Raw genomic sequence first — 18635 nt, forward strand, 5'->3', positions numbered from 1 at the left:
TATTGAAGATGATAGACTTAAAAGCACGAATAGCTCTTTCAATTTATCGAATAGTTGGTTCTTGTTCGCGCCCTATAGTGCCCTTTTATTTATTTTGTCGTACTATGTGTGGAAAGGAAGAACGGGGCCGTCAGAAGGAACGTTTGGGTAAAAGTCATAAAGCGCGTCCTCAAAGTCCATTGATTTGGTTTCATGCGGCTAGTATTGGAGAAACACTTTCTCTTTTCCCGCTTATTAATTATATCTTATCTTTAAAAATTAATGTATTGTTGACAACAAGTACTGTGACATCTTCCACTCTTGTGAAAAAGCATTTTGGTGATCGGTTAATTCATCAATATGCTCCATTGGATTTAGAATCGGCCGTATGTCGTTTTATTAGCAATTGGAAGCCTGATTTAGTCTTGACTTGTGAATCAGAAATTTGGCCTTTACGTATAAAAACACTTGCTAAAATGCGTATTCCACAGATTCTGGTTAACGCACGTATGTCTGAACATTCTTTTAAGGCGTGGCAAAAACGATTACCCTTTGCTAAGCATATTTTTAAACATATTGATATGGTTATTTGTCAAAGTCAAAAGGATGTAGCTTATTATCACGCGCTTGGGGTAAAGTCTGTTGCGCTTTCTGGTAATCTTAAAACTGATGTTGTTCCGATTGTAAACCAATCGTTAGTTACACGTTATTGTAATGCTATTGGCAATCGTCCAGTTTGGGCTGCTATTTCAACCCATGAAGGGGAAGAGAAGATAGTTTTTGAGGTTCATAAAATTCTTAAAAATTATTGGCCAGATTTATTAACAATCGTTGTTCCGCGTCATCCTGAACGTTCAGAAGATATTATCAAGGCATGTAGTGATAAAGGCTTGCATTTTGTTCGTAGAAGCAGGCATGCTGTCCCGGATGCAAATACAGATATTTTACTGGGAGATACAATTGGGGAAGTAGGGCTTTTTCTTCGCTTATCGAAAGTTGCTTTCATTGGTAAATCGTTATGTGGTTATGGTGGTCATAATCCATTGGAATTGGCTTTGCTTGGTGTAGCTATTTTAACGGGGCCTCATGTCGCAAATTTCCGAGATATATTTGAACATTTTTTATCTCGTGATGCAGCTTTTGTGGTTGAAGATACTGCACAGCTTGCACTTCAAGTACAGAAGCTTTTAAAAGATGAAATATTGAGGCAAGAAATGGCTAATAAAGCTTATGAAATAGCAACAGATATGGCAGGTGCACTTGAGCGCACATTAAAGCTTCTTGATCCATTTTTACAGCCACTTGTAATGCAGACGAGTTTAAGTCAGTGTCGGAGTGGGTATGCTTATTAGAGCTCCCCATTTTTGGTGGAAAAATAAAAGCATTTTACGTTTTTTATTTACACCCATTGCTAAAGTTTATGGCTATTTTTCACATTGTCGTATGAAAAGACAGCCCTGTGTTATTGATTTGCCAGTTTTGTGTATTGGCAATTTTACATTAGGTGGAGCGGGCAAAACACCTGTTGTGATTGCTTTTGCCAAGGTAGCCAAAGAGCTTGGTTTTGTTCCTGGCATTGTGTCGCGTGGTTATGGAGGGACGGCTAAAGGTGTACGTCTTGTTAATGAGAAATATGACAATGCACGTGATGTTGGAGATGAGCCGCTTTTACTTGCACGTTATGCTTTGGTTGCAGTATCGCCTGATCGTTATGCGGCGGCACAACGCCTTAAGGAGGAGGGCTGTGATCTTATTTTGATGGATGATGGGTTTCAAAGTCGTCGCCTTTATATGGATTATGCATTACTTGTGGTGGATGCAATGCGTGGTTTTGGAAACGGGGCTGTTTTTCCAGCAGGGCCCTTGCGTGCACCATTAGAAACTCAGTTTTCTTTAATGGATAGCGTTTTAGTCATTGGTCATGCGGCTTCTCATAATGATGTGGCTTTTTTGGTAGCAGTTTCTGGAAAACCCTTGCATTATGCTCGTCTTAAACCCTTGGTTACTGATGAGGTTGCTGGAAAATCTTTTTTAGCGTTTGCTGGTATTGGAAACCCAGATAAATTTTTCAAATCCATTAAAGAAATGTCTGGTCATGTTGTACAAACTCGTTCTTATCCAGACCACTATTTTTTTACCAGTACGGATTTAAAGAACCTTGCACAAGAAGCCAGAATTCACAATTTGTGGTTGGCTACAACTGCTAAGGATTATACTCGCATACAAGCAAATGGTTTGCAAAAGGAATTAAAAAATCTTACCATATTTGATGTTGAAGTCGATTTTGTTCAGGCAGATTTTTGCCGTATATTGCTTGAAGAGGTTATGACCCGTTTTAGGAAACGCAAGCATTCTTTTTAATCTATATTTAAAGCGCTAGTTTCTGCTTTACGGGTTTTCATTCGCTATTTTTAATAATTGGCGAAGATGTGGATTGCATTCAAGTTCACGACGATAGGACAATTCACAACTAGCATATGCTTCTTGACGATGATGATTCCAGTATTTTAGGTCATCTATAGGGATTTTTTGTCCGCTGACAGCACAAAGAGTATAGGTTCCGTAGTTCACAATTTTGTATCCATTACTAGAATACTGAATAGTTGCTTCACGTTCGTTATTAGAAAACATTCTCTATGGACCCTTTCTATTCTTATAAGACATATAAAGTGCCATAAGATGCTTTCTTTATAAAGTCGAGAGTGAATTAAAATATTTTTTCAGGTTAAAATAGTGAGTGAGATTTTATTTTCTTCCAAAAAGACGTTCTATATCGGCTAGTTTGAGTTCAATATAAGTAGGGCGACCATGATTACATGTGCTTGAATTAGGTGTTGCTTCCATTTGCCGTAAAAGAGCATTCATTTCTTTAGGATGCAAAAGGCGTCCTGAACGTATTGAACTATGACAAGCCATAGTTGCTGCAACATGATTGAGCATTGCTTTTAAATTATCTGTGGTATCATATTCAGACGCTTCATCGACAAGGTCTTTGATAAGAGCTTGTGCATTGATTTCTCCTAACATGGTAGGTGTTTCACGCACTACGATTGCCCCTGATCCGAATGCTTCAATTCCTAAACCAAATTTTTGCAAAACATCTTTATGTACTAAAAGACACGCTGCATCTTCTTCAGAGAGTTCTACAATTTCAGGAATAAGCAATAGTTGTGAAGGCAATGGTTTGGAGTAAAGTGCATTTTTAAGGGCTTCATAAACCAATCTTTCATGGGCAGCATGCTGGTCTACAATAATCAAACTATTTTTGGTTTGAGCAACAATATAATTTTTATGAATTTGTGCTTTTGCAGCTCCTAATGGATAGTATAATTCTTCTGATGTAGAGGTATTTACAAAACCTACGTCACTACTAGGTGTGTTTACATACTCTATCATAGGGGTGATATCTTCTCTTAAACCAGAAAAGTCGGGAATATCTACTGGTTTATGATCTGCTGATGTAGTTCCTGGTGCAACATACTGTGGTTGCGGACTATAAGAAAAGGGCTGATGAGGGCTAGGGCTTCTAAAAGTTTTGAATGATGATTGTCTTTGAAATGCAGCTAACATCGCTTTAGAGCCTGTTGAACTAGGGCGAATGCCAGTCTGGCGTAATGCCTCGTGAATGGCTCCAATAATTAATCCGCGAATTAAACCGGGGTCACGGAATCTTACATCAGCTTTTGCTGGGTGCACATTGACATCTACATCAGCAGGGGGCAAATCAATAAAAAGAATGGATACAGCATGGCGATTTGGAGCCATAACATCGGTGTAAGCTCCCCGGATTGCTCCCGATAAAAATTTATCACGCACTGGGCGCCCATTAACATAGACAAATTGATGAAGACTATTACCACGATTGAAAGATGGCAAACAAGCAAAACCAGTTAAACGAGCTGTTTCACGCTCAGCATTTAGTGTGATAGTGTTGGAGCCAAACTCTTTTCCCATAATCTGTGTAATACGTTCTAATTGCCCTTGGGTGTTGTTTTCAGTTGCGGGTAATTCTATGAGAGTTCGGTCTTTACCAGAAAGAGAAAAACGGATATGTGGAAATGCGATAGCAATTCGTTTAATCATATCTGTAATAGCGTTCATTTCAGCGCTATCAGTTTTCATGAATTTTAGCCGTGCTGGTGTCACAAAAAAAAGGTCACGAACTTCAACAGTTGTTCCAGAATTGGCAGCAGCAGGTTTTGGTCCTTCAATTTTTCCTGCTGTAACGATAATTTCAGCGGCGCTATCAGCGTCTTGTGTCCGTGAAACGAGTTTAAGTTTAGCAACAGAACCAATAGAAGGTAAGGCTTCTCCTCGAAATCCAAGGAAGCAAATATTATGTACATCATCGACAAGTTTAGATGTGCAATGACGAGAAATCGCTAAAGTTAATTGATCTTTTGGGATACCACAGCCATTATCACTTACTCTTATAAGGTTTTTTCCACCGTTTGCTGTAACAATTTCAATGCGAGTTGCTCCTGCATCAATAGCATTTTCAACAAGTTCTTTGACAACATTAGCTGGCCGTTCAATAACTTCACCGGCGGCAATTTGGTTAATAATGGTTTCGCTGAGGTGGCGTATGATCATAGTTTAATTTAACAAGGTTCGTTTTTATTGTATAGAAAGAGTAAAAAATATTTACTCAATATTTAAGAATGAGAGAAAGTTGAAAATAATATTTTAAGAATGGTTCTGTTCACTTTCAATGGAAGAAATAATACATAACTGAAATGTTCAATGTCTCTACTCGTAGATCACACTTTACCAAAGACTGTTCTATCTTTATAGTTTTGAATTATATTAATTGCGGTTATAAACCAGTTAAATACATCGGTAAAGAATGAGTTTATTATTCTTAACAAAACTTACGATAACTAATGATCTAGGTCAAAAAGAGGCAAATAGAAATGAAAGGCAGGATATATGGTGTGCACGAACGGTATTCTCGCAGATAGTGATATACAAGCTTTAATTGATAGTAGCGTTCTTAAAGCTATTTGCCCATTTGATGCCGATCAAATACAGCCTGCGAGTATTGATTTACGTTTGGGAAAAAAAGCATATCGTATACGTGCTTCCTTTATGCCAGGACTGGGTACAAAAGTTTTTGATAAGCTTGAACGGTTAAAGTTGCATGAATTTGATTTGCAAGAAGGAGCAGTTTTAGAAACCGGTTGTGTTTATATTGTTCCTCTTTTAGAAAATTTGGATTTGCCAAACATTTTCTCTGCGGTTGCTAATCCTAAAAGTTCTACGGGACGGTTAGATGTTTTTACACGTGTGATTACAGATAATGCTCAAGAGTTTGATAAAATTTGTGCAGGTTATCATGGCCCACTTTATCTTGAAATTAGTCCACGCACATTTCCGATTTTAGTACGTACAGGTTCGCGTTTATCACAGCTTCGGTTTCGTAAGGGGCAAAGCTATTTGAATGGAATTGAGTTACATGCTTTGCATAGAAACGAAATGCTTATATCGGATGATTTTCCCAATATTAGCGACGATGGTATTGGGCTTTCTGTTAATTTGAAAGGAAATGAAGAAGGGCTTGTGGGTTATCGTGGTAAACATCATACGAGTGTTATTGATGTTGATCAACGTTGTGTTGCTAATGTTTTAGATTTTTGGGAACCTATTTATGATTGTGGTGAAATGGAATTGGTTCTTGATCCTGATGAGTTTTATATTTTAGTTTCGCAAGAATCTATCCATGTTCCACCGCTTTATGCTGCTGAAATGACACCATTTAATCCCTTAGTTGGTGAATTTAGAGTACATTATGCAGGTTTTTTTGATCCAGGATTCGGGCATACTCAGGCAGGTGGGAAAGGAGCCAGGGCGGTTTTAGAAGTACGTAGCCATGAGGTTCCATTTATTTTAGAGCATGGTCAAATGATCGGTCGTTTGGTATATGAGCATATGCTTAATCGACCGTCACTTCTTTATGGGCATGATATTGGTTCGCATTATCAAGCACAAGGATTAAAATTGTCTAAGCATTTTAAATAAGTTTGAAAATACAGATTTTGATCAAATATATAAGTTCATTTTTTGAGGAAACAGCTTTGGTATTTCATATATAGAAAAAGGATATCGCTGTGATTATTTCTTCAAGTTTTGATTATCGCAAAGCAGCAAAGCGTCGGTTACCTCCCTTTTTATTTCACTATATTGATGGTGGTGCTTATGCTGAAGAAACGATGCAGCGTAATTGTAGAGATCTTCATGCACTTACATTACGTCAGCGGATTCTTAAGCACGTTGGAGAGGTTGATCTTTCAACTCAGATTTTTGATCAGATATTGAGTATGCCAATTGTGCTTGCACCTGTTGGGTTAACTGGTATGTATGCGCGTCGTGGTGAGGTAAAAGCTGCACGCGCGGCTGTTGCGAAAGGTATTCCTTTTACTTTATCTTCTGTTTCAGTTTGCTCTATTGCAGAAGTACAAACAGCAGTTGGAGATGCATTTTGGTTTCAACTTTATGTTCTTAAAGATCGCGGATTTATGCGTGATGTATTAGAGCGATCCTGGGTAGCTGGTGTACGTACGTTGGTTTTTACGGTTGATATGCCAGTTCCCGGTGCACGTTATCGTGATGCTCATTCGGGGATGTCTGGGCCTTATGCTAAGTTACGCCGTATGTTACAGGCTGTTGTCCATCCTCATTGGGCTTGGAATGTTGGTGTTATGGGGCGTCCACATGATCTTGGAAATGTTTCTACTTATCTTCAAAAGAAAATTAAACTAGAAGATTATATTGGTTGGCTTGATGCAAATTTTGATCCATCGATTGCTTGGCGTGATTTACAATGGATTCGGGATTTTTGGAAAGGACAAATAATTCTGAAAGGTATCCTTGATCCAAGGGATGCACGTGAAGCAGTGCAATTTGGTGCTGATGGTATTGTTGTTTCTAATCACGGTGGGCGTCAACTTGATGGAGTGCTGTCAACTGTGCGGGCGTTGCCAGCAATTGCCGAGGCTGTAAAAGGTGATTTGACTATTTTGGCTGACTCTGGCGTTCGGTCTGGCCTTGATGTTGTACGCATGGTGGCACAAGGAGCGGATGCTGCTATGATTGGCCGTGCTTTTGCTTATGCGCTTGCGGCGACAGGTGAGAAAGGTGTTGCTCATCTCCTTGATCTTTTTGCTAAAGAAATGCGAGTGGCTATGACATTAATTGGTGCCCGTACAATAAAAGAAATCACACGTGAAAATTTAGTCAATACGGATATTTATAAGGCTTGATCAATGCAAAAGCATGCTATGTTATTTTCTTGGAAAGAAGGGTAATTACAAGGAAAATATAATTTATAGAGTAAGAATAATTTATATCGCTTTATTTTTTAGCGTCTGCAAAAGTGCTAATGCTTTTTTGTTTTTGTATCAATATTTTAAAATATATCATTCTTCCACTTAAACGATAAATTAGTTCATAATTTTAGGCTGGAAATCAAGGTGCGTTTTTATCTAAAATATAAGAGATTTAAATAGATTCCTTAGGTTTTTATATTCAATATTGAAACAATTTTTGCCTAATAACGATTTTGCAAATCACTGTCGAATGCTATTCGATTTTTTCTGTGTGCTGGATGATTGTATCACTATAGTTCTGAGAGGGTGCTAAGTAAAATTCGTCATTTGTTCTTTTTGAATAAAGTAATTAGCAGCATATTGAACAAGACATATAAGCTACAAACAATTTACATTACGGCTCTATAAAGAATAAAGCAGTAGCATTTAACAATGCAAAGCCTTCTCTACACAGATTGCAAAATTTACACAAAGCGTAAACTCACATACAGATGAGTTGTGTGCGAAAAATTCTACTTATTACACTGAAATTAATATCACCGACAAGTTTTGGGCAAGTATAAAGATATTAAGATGCTTGATAGTTGCTTGTCTTTGATTTGTGAAAAGGACTTATCGCTTTAATTTCTGTCTATACTTGTATCATTTTTACTACAGTTCTTTTGAAGGGTAATGTGAGACTATTTGTTAGAGCTATCGTAGCTAAGGAGGAAATTTATGTACATGAAATATTTAATAACAGTATCTGCTTTTGTTTTGCTTGCAATTTCTACGGTACAAGCAGAAAATGGTACAATTCCTCAGGAATCAATATCTGTTACGCCATCAGTTATTGTTACTCCTTCTTTTTCTTGGACAGGTTTTTATCTTGGTGGTCAGATTGGTATTTTTTCGAATAAAATTGATCTAAGTTCAGGTTATTTAAAGAATGATGATGTTGAAAAATGGGCTTTGATTAGAAAAGATTTTATGCCTAAACTTTCAGGGGTTGTTGGAGGTTTTTATGCAGGTGCCAATGTTAGTCTCGGGAATAGTTTTATTATAGGTGTTGATACGGATATGGTTTTGTCTGATAAAAAGGACATAAAAACTGTTAAAATAAATGATTATGGTCAAAATGAAGAGTTAAGAAATGAAAACACAGCGAGAGATTCTGAAGGAATGGTTGCTGCTTCTGACTGTGGTATTTATAATGAAAACATTGTTTCAAAGATTAAATTTGCAACTTATAATCATATTTTAAAACAGAAATGGGCTGGTGCTACGCGGGTACGTGTCGGTTTTGCAGCTGATCATGTTATGCCTTATGTCGCTGGTGGTATTTCTTATACGCAGCTTCAAGATGTTTTATTGAGGTCAAGCCAAGAACAAGGTCAAATAGTGGATAACACGGTGGGAGGAACAGGGACAATGATTGGTTATACTTTGGGTGCTGGTGTTGATTTTGTGATGATTGGTAACACTATTTTGCGTACAGAATACCGTTACTCGGATTTTGGTAAAAAACAATTCGCAAAGAGTGGAGTTGAGCATAGCTACAAAACTAATGATTTTCGCGTTGGTGTAGCTTATAAATTCTAATGTTAATGTTTATGATGTTAAGTTATAAAAAAGCTTTGTAAAATAGAGTTTTTTGATCAATTACACATTGTAAAGCACCGTTTTGGTAGAGAGAAGGCTAAACTATTCGCTTAATTGAATTTTGACAAGTTTTTGTGTTTATAATGGTAGCCCTACTAATCTGGGTTTATTGTGAATAGTAAAAAACGATATCAATCACACTGAACACAGCTCCCCTATAATGACATATAAGAATGGCATTATTATACGTTTTAGGGCAAGTGGCATAAATGTTGATATCTCAACACTAACCGTCAGTAGCTTGAATGAAAAGCCTATTTATATTATAAAAGACCGATGCAGGTGTTATATCCTTAGAAGGTGGTGAGCTGCAAGAAGACGGCATTTATAAATTGGTCTATCATAATAGTACATTAACAAGAAGTCTTGATAATTAGTATTTATTAAACCTAACTCCCAAAAACACCTCCTAAGATAAAAGTTTTTCCAACTTGGTTTATTGCGACATTTGCTATGCAAGCATTACTAAATGGTTAGCTTTTGTGTGATGGTGCAAACTATGAGCATAAAAAATATTCTAGGTTATTCAAAGCAATAGGTGAGCATTGGGGGACAGATAACGATACTACTTTTTTAAATTTCCCAATTTTAGGAGGGATGTTTTTACGTGGTTTTGATGATGAATGTGGTATAGACCAAGGTAGAAAAATTTGCCGAAAAGCAGCAAAATAGCTTAAAAGCGCATACGCATACATGCACCGTTCAATTAGCGGGGTACAATACGCATGGGTGTACATATTCTGTAGTGGAATGTTATAGTTTATTGGCTAAAACCCGGCTAAAAATAGCCCCAGAACAGTGACAATAGCCTCATCTGGTGCATATACACATAATCCACGATTTCTTTAACAGGCTCAGTAGAAACACGCCCTGTTAATACAACACGGTTATTTACACCATAAAATAATAAAGTTTTTAAGATGATCAATAATCCATCAGTAATTGATGAGATTATCGACACAGAGCAAATTCGTGTTCTTTAAATAAAATCATTGATAAGGTTAAAGACGATATTCAGCATGATCTTTCAAGCACTTTATCAAAAAAAGCAGATCAACGCATTGAAGCTTTGCAAGACATCATTGATGAATTGCGTTTGCAACTTTCAAATCTAACACATCCCGAAAATACAAATTAAGGAATTTAAAGCGATGCTTATTTCCTATTACACGCATAAATTTGATATTGAATCAGCAAAAATGAAAGAATCAAAGAAGATGTTTAAGACAATAAAATTGTTTGCATTTTCTTACAAAGATGCGGTTACAGTTAATGATATAAACACAAGTGAGTATCCTAATGAGAATACAGTTCTATCGTACTGGCTGGATAAAACTATTATCTTTAAGAACTAGCGATATGAGTGCTGCTGTTTATGATCCTTTCAATATGAGGTCAGATGCTTTCTCTATGGAGGAAATGGAGTGCTATTAAACTTACGTGTAGTTTTTAGGGATCTTTTGAGGTACATTTCAGATGTTGATTTCTGTGGACTCTAAGAGCTTATACTGTAGGAGTTTCCATTATTTACTGTAATATCTGAGCTTTCAACATCCATAGTTCCACTATCAACTCTCCCTCCAAGAGAAGTCACTGTGTTTGGATAGGTGTCAAATAGTGGTCAATAATTCACGTGATTTTAGTTACTAAAAAACAGCAATGAATAAGATATATGCTAGACTGTATCAATCTTCTATTCAAATGCTGACGTACCGTTTTTATCTATTTTTCTATAACAATTTATAGGGTCTATAGAGTTTTTAGCCAAAATGCTTAATATCTATCTTGATGCTGTCGAATAAGCTAAAATAACTATGAGACTCAACAAGTTGTTTTTGTGATCTACCGGTATTATTCTCGAAAACCATTATCGATGACTTATTTATTTGTTTACAGTGTATCTACATGGTCTGATTGAGGGAGAAAAAGCGGGGAATTAAATCTTGACCGTTCTACCTATGGATTACTTTGCTTAATTTAAGTGACAGATAGGTATGAAGACCCCATAGATAATGAGTTAAGTTTCTCAGGTTCAGTTTTGGATTGTGGAATGTAGTCTCTTCCTTACTGATTTGATTATGATAAGCTTTTGCTAGTTCCTACAGCAGTATCCACTGATCAACGAAGTTTATAGTTTATATCTATAGAGGAAGCATGGGAGAAGGAAACAACACATCAAGCTTTTGCATAGTGTGTATATGGTTGAATTATTTCAGCACAGTCGAAGATCTGTTTAGAGCGTTTGAAGAATGAATGGTTGGTGTTGGTAAGATAGTATGCAAGTCATTGTGGGGTTTTATAAATGCGTGCAGGTAACTGAATTATGCTTTCTCCAGTGTATGATTGAGTTTAGTGAGCTTAGTAATATTTGGCGGTAGTTAGTTTTTGAACACATATCCTATTTGTTTATAAGTTTGATTTATCGTTTATGGTTTAGGTGTGTTTATTTTCCCTTTTATGTTTTGTAGGTTTATTTTTTTATTTTGGATCTGTGTTTATGGTTGTGTTTAGAAAACATTTTGTTTTGTTTTGATGTTTTTTGTAGAAGGCTTTCTGGGGGCGTTTGATTTGGGGATCAAGCCATTCATGTGTGTTTTCATTTTTGTTTTTTCTTTTTTTTTAAGAAGATTTTGTCTCTTTTAATCAGGGTGATTTAAAGAGGATGTATGGGTTTATGGTTATGCGTTGTGTGTTAAAACATCATGTTTGTTTGTGTGTTCTCTCGACAGCTGTTCTGGCGGGTCTTGCTCTTATTACAGCTCAAACAAAAGTGTATGCCAAATCACTGAATTGTAATGGGATTGCTAATGATAGGGCTAGTGGGGAGCCTGGTGATAGGAGTGGTGATAATCCAAATGGGAAAATCGAGTGTGATGGGGATGGGGTGTATGAGAGGGGGGATATGGGAGGGCAGAGGTATCAGAGGGTGACGGGTGGTATAGGTGGTAGTAATGGGGAGCTGAGTGGTAATCGAACTATAGATATGAGCACGCATCCTAGTAATGCGCCTGCTGTGAAGGTGCATGGGGGGAGGGCAGATATTACGATAGTAGATAAGCTGAAGATTACGGATAAGAATAGTAAGAGTACTGGTCCGGCGATTCAGGTGGAAAGGCAGGGGAAGCTGACGTTGAATGATGTCAATGCTACAGGGGTGTATAAGGGGATATTGGTTAAGGATTCAAGTCTTCTGTTACGGTACTTAAAGGATCGATAGGGGTTAGGAGAGATGGAGATTATGTGATTGGGGTGAAGGATGGGGGAGAGGTGACGTTGATGGGTACGAATTTTACAGGGGTGCGGCAAGGGATAGTGTTTAAGGGTTCGACGGGGGAAGCTAATGTGATGGGGGTAGGGGCGAAGATTAATTTAGCAAGTGGGAATAGCACCGGGGTGATAATGCAGGGGAAGGGGAGGGCTAATGCTACTGTGATGAATATGACGATTACGGGAGATGGAAAGGGTACGGGTGTGGGGGCTGAGATGATGGGGGAGGGGACGTTGATGTTGAATATGGTGAATATTTCAAGGGTTGGAGTGGGGGCGAGGGTGACAAAGGGGACGTTGGAGGTGACAAAGGGGTCGATTCAGGGAACTACGGTGGGGGCTGAGGTGTCGGGAAGTGGGGTGTTAGAGGTGAATGGGAGGGCGACGATTGTGGGAACTACGATGGGGCTTAGAGTGACGGGGTCGGGGAAGGCTACTATGATGGGGGGGTCGATTCAGGGAGGGGGAAGTGGAGGGAGTTATGGGGTGATTGTGGAGAGCTCGGGGAATGTGACGTTGAGTGAGGTGGAGATTTCAAGGTTTAAGATGGGGGTGTATGTGAAGGGGGGGACGTTTAAGATGACTGGGGGGTCGATTACGGGAAAGGATAGTGGGGATAGCTATGGGGTGTATGCGATGGGTGGAGATGTGACGTTGAATATGGTGAATATTTTAAAGGTACAAACGGGGGTGAGGGTGATGGGGGGGACGTTTAAGATGACTGAGGGGTCGGTAACAGATTTTGCGGGAACGGGGGTGATGGTGGGGGAGGAGGTGGAGAGTGCTACTTTGATGGATGTGACGATTACGGGAGGGGGAAAGGGTACGGGGGTGTATATGGAAGGGAAAAAGGTGACGTTGAATATGGTGAATATTTCACAGGTTGAGACGGGGGTGTATGCGAAGAAGGGGACGTTTAAGATGACTGGGGGGTCGGTAACAGATTTTACGGGAACGGGGGTGATGGTGGGGGATGGGGTGACAAAAGCTGATTTGACAAGGGTGACGATTACGGGACAGAATAAGGGTACGGGGGTGATGATGATGGGGGGTGATGTGACGTTGAATATGGTGATGATTTCACAGGTTGAAATGGGGGTCTATGCGAGGAAGGGGGTGTTGAAGATGGAGGGGGGGTCGGTAACAGAGTTTACGGGAACGGGGGTGATGGTGGGGGAGGAGGTGGAGAGTGCGAGTTTGACGGGGACAACGATTACGGGAGGGGGAAGTGGGAGTTATGGGGTGATTGTGGAGAGCTCGGGGAATGTGACGTTGAATATGGTGACGATTTCAAAGGTTGGAGTGGGGGTGGAGGTGGAGAAGGGGACGTTGATAATGAATCAGGGGTCTGTAACAGATTTTACGGGAACGGGGGTGATGGTGGGGGATGGGGTGAAGAGTGCGAGTTTGATGGGTGTGGAGATTACGGGAAAGGATAGTGGGGATAGCTATGGGGTGTATGCGATGGGAGGGGCGGGGATGACGATATCGTTGGATGGGGTGAAGGTTTCAAGGGTTGGAACGGGGGTAAAAGTGGAGAGGGGGAAGTTGATAATGAATCAGGGGTCTGTAACAGATTTTGCGAGTTATGGGGTGATTGTGGGGGATGGGGTGGAAAGTGCGAGTTTGATGGGGACAACGATTACGGGAGATGGAAAGGGTACGGGGGTGTATGCGGTGGGAGGGAATGTGACGTTGAATATGGTGAATATTTTAAAGGTACAAACGGGGGTAGTGATGGGGCGGGGTAAAAGTTTGATGATTAGTGGGGGGTCGATAAAAGAGGTACAAACGGGGGTAGCTATGTCAAGTGGGTGGTTGACGGTGAAGGATGGGACGAAGATTGAGTTTATGGGGGATTATGGGGTGTATATGGGAAGTGGGGTGAAGAGTGCGAGTTTGAAGGGGACAACGATTATGGGAGGGGGAAGTGGGTATGGGATACATGCGGTGGGGGATGTGACGTTGAAGGATGTGAGGATTTCAAAGGTTGGAGTGGGGGTGTATGCGAAGAAGGGGGTGTTTAAGATGGAGGGAGGGTCGACGATTAGTTTTATGGGTGAGTATGGGGTGTATATGGGGGATGGGGTGAAGAGTGCGAGTTTGACGGGGACGGTGATTAGGGGAGGGGGAAGTGGTCAGGGGGTGTATGCAGAGAGGGGGACGAACTTGACGATGATGTTGGAGAATGTGACGATTTCAGGGGTTGGAACGGGGGTGAGAATGATGGGGGGTAAAAGTCTGACGATTACTGGGGGGTCGATCAAAGAGGTACAAACGGGGGTAGCTATGTCAAGTGGGTGGTTGACGGTGAAGGATGGGACGAAGATTGAGTTTATGGGTGAGTATGGGGTGTATATGGGGGATGGGGTGAAGAGTGCGAGTTTGATGGGGACGAGGATTACGGGAGGGGGAAGTGGTCAGGGGGTGTATGCAGAGAGGGGGACGGGGATGGCGATGAGGTTGGAGGGGGTGACGATTTCAAGGGTTGGAACGGGAGTGAGGGTGATGGGGGGTAAAAGTCTGACGATTACTGGGGGGTCGATAAAAGAGGTACAAACGGGGGTAGCTATGATGAAGGGGGAGAGTCTGATGATTAGTGGAAGCTCGACGATTAGTTTTATGGGGGATTATGGGGTGTATATGGGGGACAAGGTGACAAAAGCTGATTTGGTGAGGGTGATGATTGAGGGGAATGGAAAAGGAACGGGAACGGGGATACATGCGATGGGGGGGAATGTGATGGTCAGTGGAGGGGAGATAAAAAAGGTGCAAATGGGGATAGCTATGTCAAGTGGGTGGTTGACGGTGAAGGATGGGACGAAGATTGAGTTTATGGGGGATTATGGGGTGTATATGGGAAGTGGGGTGAAGAGTGCGAGTTTGACGGGGACGGTGATTAGGGGGAATGGAAAAGGGAAGGGTACGGGGGTGTATGCGGTGGGAGGGCGGGGAATGGGGAGTTGACGATATCGTTGGAGAAGGTGGAGATTTCAAAGGTTGAAATGGGGGTCTATATGGAGAAGGAAGGTAAGAGTTTGACGATTAGGGGGAACTCGACGATTGAGTTTAAGGAGAATGGGATTGGGGTAGGGGTGTGGGGAGAGGTGAAGAGTGTTAGTTTGACGCAGACGGTGATTACGGGTGGGGGAGTTGGGAGTATGGGGGTCTATGTGGGGGTATATACGAAGGGGACGGGGAATGGGACGGTGGCGTTGGAGGATGTGAGGATTTCAAAGGTTGGAACGGGGGTGAGGGTTGAGGGAAGAGAAACGTTGACGATAACGAAGGGATCAGTTGATTTTACGGGCAATAATGGGGTTGGGGTCTATCTGGGGAGTTTGGTGACAAATGCGAGTTTGAAGGGGATGAGGATTAGGGGGAATGGAAAAGGGAAGGGTACGGGGTGTATGCGAAGGGGGGGACGAACTTGACGATGACGTTGGATAAGGTGGAGATAAAAGGGGTTGAAATGGGGGTCTATATGGAGAAGGAAGGTAAGAGTTTGACGATTAGGGGGAACTCGACGATTGAGTTTAAGGAGAATGGGATTGGGGTAGGGGTGTGGGGAAAGGTGGAGAGTGTTAACTTGAATGATGTGACAATTAAGGGAGAGGGAGTTGGGAGTATGGGGGTCTATGTGGGGGTATATACGAAGGGGACGGGGAATGGGACGGTGGCGTTGGAGGATGTGAGGATTTCAAAGGTTGGAACGGGGGTGAGGGTTGAGGGAAGAGAAACGTTGACGATAACGAAGGGATCAGTTGATTTTACGGGCAATAATGGGGTTGGGGTCTATCTGGGGAGTTTGGTGACAAAAGCGAGTTTGAAGGGGACAACGATTACGGGACAGAATAAGGGTACGGGGGTGTATGCGGTGGGAGGGCGGGGAATGGGGAGTTGACGATATCGTTGGAGAAGGTGGAGATTTCAAAGGTTGAAATGGGGGTGAGAATGATGGGGGGTAAAAGTTTGATGATTAGGGAGAACTCGAGGATTGAGTTTATGGGGGATTATGGGGTCTATGTGAGAGATACGGTGACGGTTAATTTGACGGAGACGAAGATTAAGGGAGATGGAAAAGGAAAGGGGATATATGCGGTGGGGGGTGAGACGTTGGAGATGACGTTGGATAAGGTGGAGATTGAAGGGGTGGCAATGGGGGTGTATGTGAAGGGAGGGAAGAGCTTGACGATGAAGAGAGGGTCAGTTGATTTTACGGGGAATTATGGGGTTGGGGTCTATCTGGGGAATACGGCGATGGCTGAGTTGAATGATGTGACGATTACGGGAAGTGGAAAGGGGAGTACGGGGGTCTATGCGGGGGGAGGGAAGGTTCTCTTAGAAAAGGTGACGTTTGACGCGGTTGAAATAGGGGTGACGATGTTGGGGAAAGGGACGTTGACGATGGAGAATGTGACGAGGATTAGTTTAGCAATTGGGGGTGGGTACGGGGTGATGGTGGGGGGTGATGTGACGGCTAAATTGAAAGAGATGAAGATTATAGGAGGGAGAAGTGGAAAGGGTATGGGGGTCTATGGGATGGGGGGGACGAACTTGACGATATCGTTGGAGAAGGTGGAGATTTCAAAGGTTGAAATGGGGGTGAGAATGATGGGGGGTAAAAGTTTGATGATTAGGGAGAACTCGAGGATTGAGTTTATGGGTGGATATGGGGTGATGGTGGGGGGTGAGGTGACGGCTGAGTTGAAGGGGACAACGATTACGGGACAGGATAAGGGAGTGGGGGTCATAATGGAGAGCTCGGGAAAGATGATGTTGGATAAGGTGGGGATTTCAAAGGTTAAAACGGGGGTGTATGCGGAAAAGGGGACGTTGATAATAGAAAAGGGAACAACCATTGACTTTAAAGAGAGTGGATGGGGCGTTTATGTGGAGAAATTGGTGAAGAGTGTTAACTTGAATGATGTGACGATTAAGGGAGAGGATAATGGGTACGGGGTGTATGCGGGGGGGAAGGAAAATGTGAAGGTTGATTTGACGGATGTGAAGATTTCAAAGGTTGGGAAAGGGGTCTATGCGAGGGGAGGAAAGAGCCTGATGATTAGGGGGACAACAGAGATTAGTTTTATGGGTGAGTATGGGGTGAAGGTTGAAGGATTGGTGAGTACTTATTTGACAAAAACAAGGATTGTGGGAACTGGAAGTGAGAGGGGTAGGAATAATGGGGTGAGTGTGGGGGTCTATGCAGTGGGGGGTGGGATAGTGACGTTGGAGGGGGTGGATATTTCAGGGGTACAAACGGGGGTGAGTGCTGAGGGAAGTCAGCTGACGGTGACGTTGAGTGGGGGAGTAAAGATTTCAAATGTACGAACAGGGGTAGCTATGACAGGGAGTGGGACGTTGGCAGTGGAGAAGGAGACGAGGATTGAGTTTACGAATGGGTATGGGGTGATGGTGGGAGGAAAAATGATGGCTAAGTTGATAGAGACGAGGATTACAGGAAGTGGTACGGGGGTCTATGTGGGGGGAGGGAAGGTTCTCTTAGAAAAGGTGGTTGTTGAAGGAAACAATCAGGGTACAGGGCTGTATATGACACAGGGAGCAGTGCGGTTGACTGGTACTACCTTGAGAGATGTTGCAAAGGGTATGACTATTTCAAAAGGGATTGTGCACATGGTGGGAGGATCGGTTACCTTTAGTGGAAGGTATGGTATCAGTGTTTCAGGGGGGAATGCTTTTTTAAGTGGTTTCAAAATTACAAGACAAGAGAATAAAGGTACAGTTGCAGTTGCAGTTGAAGATACAGTTGCAAATACAGTTGAAGATACAGTTGAAGGTGTAGGGGCAGGGGCAGGGGTGGAGGTGAGTCACTCAGCAAAAGTCATGATGAAGGGGGTGAATATTGAGGGGGTTAAAACGGGGGCTTATGTGATGGGGAATGGGTTTCTGGTGATGGGTAAGGGATCCATTAGTTTTAAGGGAGACTACGGTATTTATTTTGATCAGGGGTATGCTGTATTAAATGATGTCCATATTACAGGGTCTGGTCATAAAGGTACGGGGATAAAGATGGGGTATGGACAGCTGTTGATGGTTGATACTACTTTGAAAGAGGTTGCAGAGGGTATGACTATCGTAAAGGGGAATGTCAGTATGGTGGGAGGATCGATAGAGTTTGAAAGAGAGCACGGTGTTTTGCTCAAGCAGGGGAGTGTTTTGTTAAATAATTTGTCTATGAAGTATAGGGGTAGTAATTCCGATGCTACTTTCTTAAAGGTTGAGGCAGATAGCGTTGTAGACAAAAAGGGTAAAAGGGTTTTAAACACTGCGGATATTAAGGGAATAGGCATTAAAATCGACGGGCAGGATAAAGCAAGGGGTGTGTGATGTTGTTATGGTTTAGGTGTGTTTATTTTCCCTATGTTTTTTATAGGCTTATTTTTTTGTTTTGGGTCTGTG

Annotated in this window: 13 protein-coding genes; 11 read left to right on the forward strand and 2 right to left on the reverse strand. The window is 41.6% G+C overall.

The genetic code is table 11. The annotated features are described in order from the left end of the window. The first annotated feature begins 8 nt into the window (after positions 1-8). Entirely contained in the window at positions 9-1331 is a 1323-nt protein-coding gene (gene waaA / locus BscR1v2_RS00885; protein ID WP_078689390.1) for a lipid IV(A) 3-deoxy-D-manno-octulosonic acid transferase, read from the forward strand. Then, positions 1321-2340: a tetraacyldisaccharide 4'-kinase gene (lpxK, locus tag BscR1v2_RS00890; protein WP_078689391.1), complete on the forward strand. Its 1020-nt coding sequence runs from the start codon at positions 1321-1323 to the stop codon at positions 2338-2340. The genes waaA and lpxK overlap by 11 nt, the downstream gene beginning before the upstream one ends. 27 nt (positions 2341-2367) lie before the next feature. Here lpxK and BscR1v2_RS00895 read toward each other — a convergent pair whose 3' ends face one another. After that, positions 2368-2610: a DUF2093 domain-containing protein gene (locus BscR1v2_RS00895; RefSeq protein WP_078689392.1), complete on the reverse strand. Its 243-nt coding sequence runs from the start codon at positions 2608-2610 to the stop codon at positions 2368-2370. A gap of 114 nt (positions 2611-2724) precedes the next feature. Next, complete coding sequence (gene mutL, locus BscR1v2_RS00900) at positions 2725-4572, reverse strand: DNA mismatch repair endonuclease MutL (protein ID WP_078689393.1); 1848 nt, start codon at positions 4570-4572, stop codon at positions 2725-2727. A gap of 336 nt (positions 4573-4908) precedes the next feature. Between mutL and BscR1v2_RS00905 the strand changes: the two genes are divergently transcribed. The 9 genes from BscR1v2_RS00905 (at position 4909) to BscR1v2_RS00955 (ending at position 18563) form a co-directional block, all read left to right on the forward strand. After that, the gene (locus BscR1v2_RS00905; RefSeq protein WP_010703337.1) at positions 4909-5997 is read left to right on the forward strand and encodes a 2'-deoxycytidine 5'-triphosphate deaminase; all 1089 of its coding nucleotides are present in this window, start codon (positions 4909-4911) and stop codon (positions 5995-5997) included. A gap of 89 nt (positions 5998-6086) precedes the next feature. Further along, positions 6087-7238 carry an FMN-dependent L-lactate dehydrogenase LldD gene (gene lldD, locus BscR1v2_RS00910; RefSeq protein WP_078689394.1) on the forward strand — a complete coding sequence of 384 codons (1152 nt, stop codon included), beginning with the start codon at positions 6087-6089 and terminating at the stop codon, positions 7236-7238. A gap of 783 nt (positions 7239-8021) precedes the next feature. Then, positions 8022-8885 carry an outer membrane protein gene (locus BscR1v2_RS00915; RefSeq protein WP_078689395.1) on the forward strand — a complete coding sequence of 288 codons (864 nt, stop codon included), beginning with the start codon at positions 8022-8024 and terminating at the stop codon, positions 8883-8885. Between the two features lie 540 nt (positions 8886-9425). Further along, positions 9426-9617, forward strand: coding sequence for a tail fiber protein (locus BscR1v2_RS00920; RefSeq protein ID WP_078689396.1), 192 nt, complete (start codon positions 9426-9428; stop codon positions 9615-9617). 1990 nt (positions 9618-11607) lie between these two features. After that, a complete protein-coding gene (locus tag BscR1v2_RS00935; protein WP_078689398.1) occupies positions 11608-12162 on the forward strand; it encodes a hypothetical protein in 555 nt (184 codons plus the stop codon). A 23-nt stretch (positions 12163-12185) separates the two neighbouring features. After that, a complete protein-coding gene (locus tag BscR1v2_RS00940) occupies positions 12186-15179 on the forward strand; it encodes a right-handed parallel beta-helix repeat-containing protein (RefSeq protein WP_078689399.1) in 2994 nt (997 codons plus the stop codon). Then, positions 15176-15646, forward strand: a complete 471-nt coding sequence (locus BscR1v2_RS00945; RefSeq protein ID WP_153301958.1) for a right-handed parallel beta-helix repeat-containing protein — start codon at positions 15176-15178, stop codon at positions 15644-15646. Before BscR1v2_RS00940 ends, BscR1v2_RS00945 begins: the two co-directional genes overlap by 4 nt. Continuing rightward, a complete protein-coding gene (locus tag BscR1v2_RS00950) occupies positions 15619-16116 on the forward strand; it encodes a right-handed parallel beta-helix repeat-containing protein (protein WP_153301959.1) in 498 nt (165 codons plus the stop codon). The genes BscR1v2_RS00945 and BscR1v2_RS00950 overlap by 28 nt, the downstream gene beginning before the upstream one ends. Continuing rightward, a complete protein-coding gene (locus BscR1v2_RS00955) occupies positions 16113-18563 on the forward strand; it encodes a right-handed parallel beta-helix repeat-containing protein (RefSeq protein WP_153301960.1) in 2451 nt (816 codons plus the stop codon). Before BscR1v2_RS00950 ends, BscR1v2_RS00955 begins: the two co-directional genes overlap by 4 nt. The last annotated feature ends 72 nt before the right edge of the window (positions 18564-18635 follow it).

This window comes from Bartonella schoenbuchensis R1, assembly GCF_002022685.1.
In the GTDB taxonomy this organism is placed as follows: Bacteria; Pseudomonadota; Alphaproteobacteria; order Rhizobiales; family Rhizobiaceae; genus Bartonella; species Bartonella schoenbuchensis.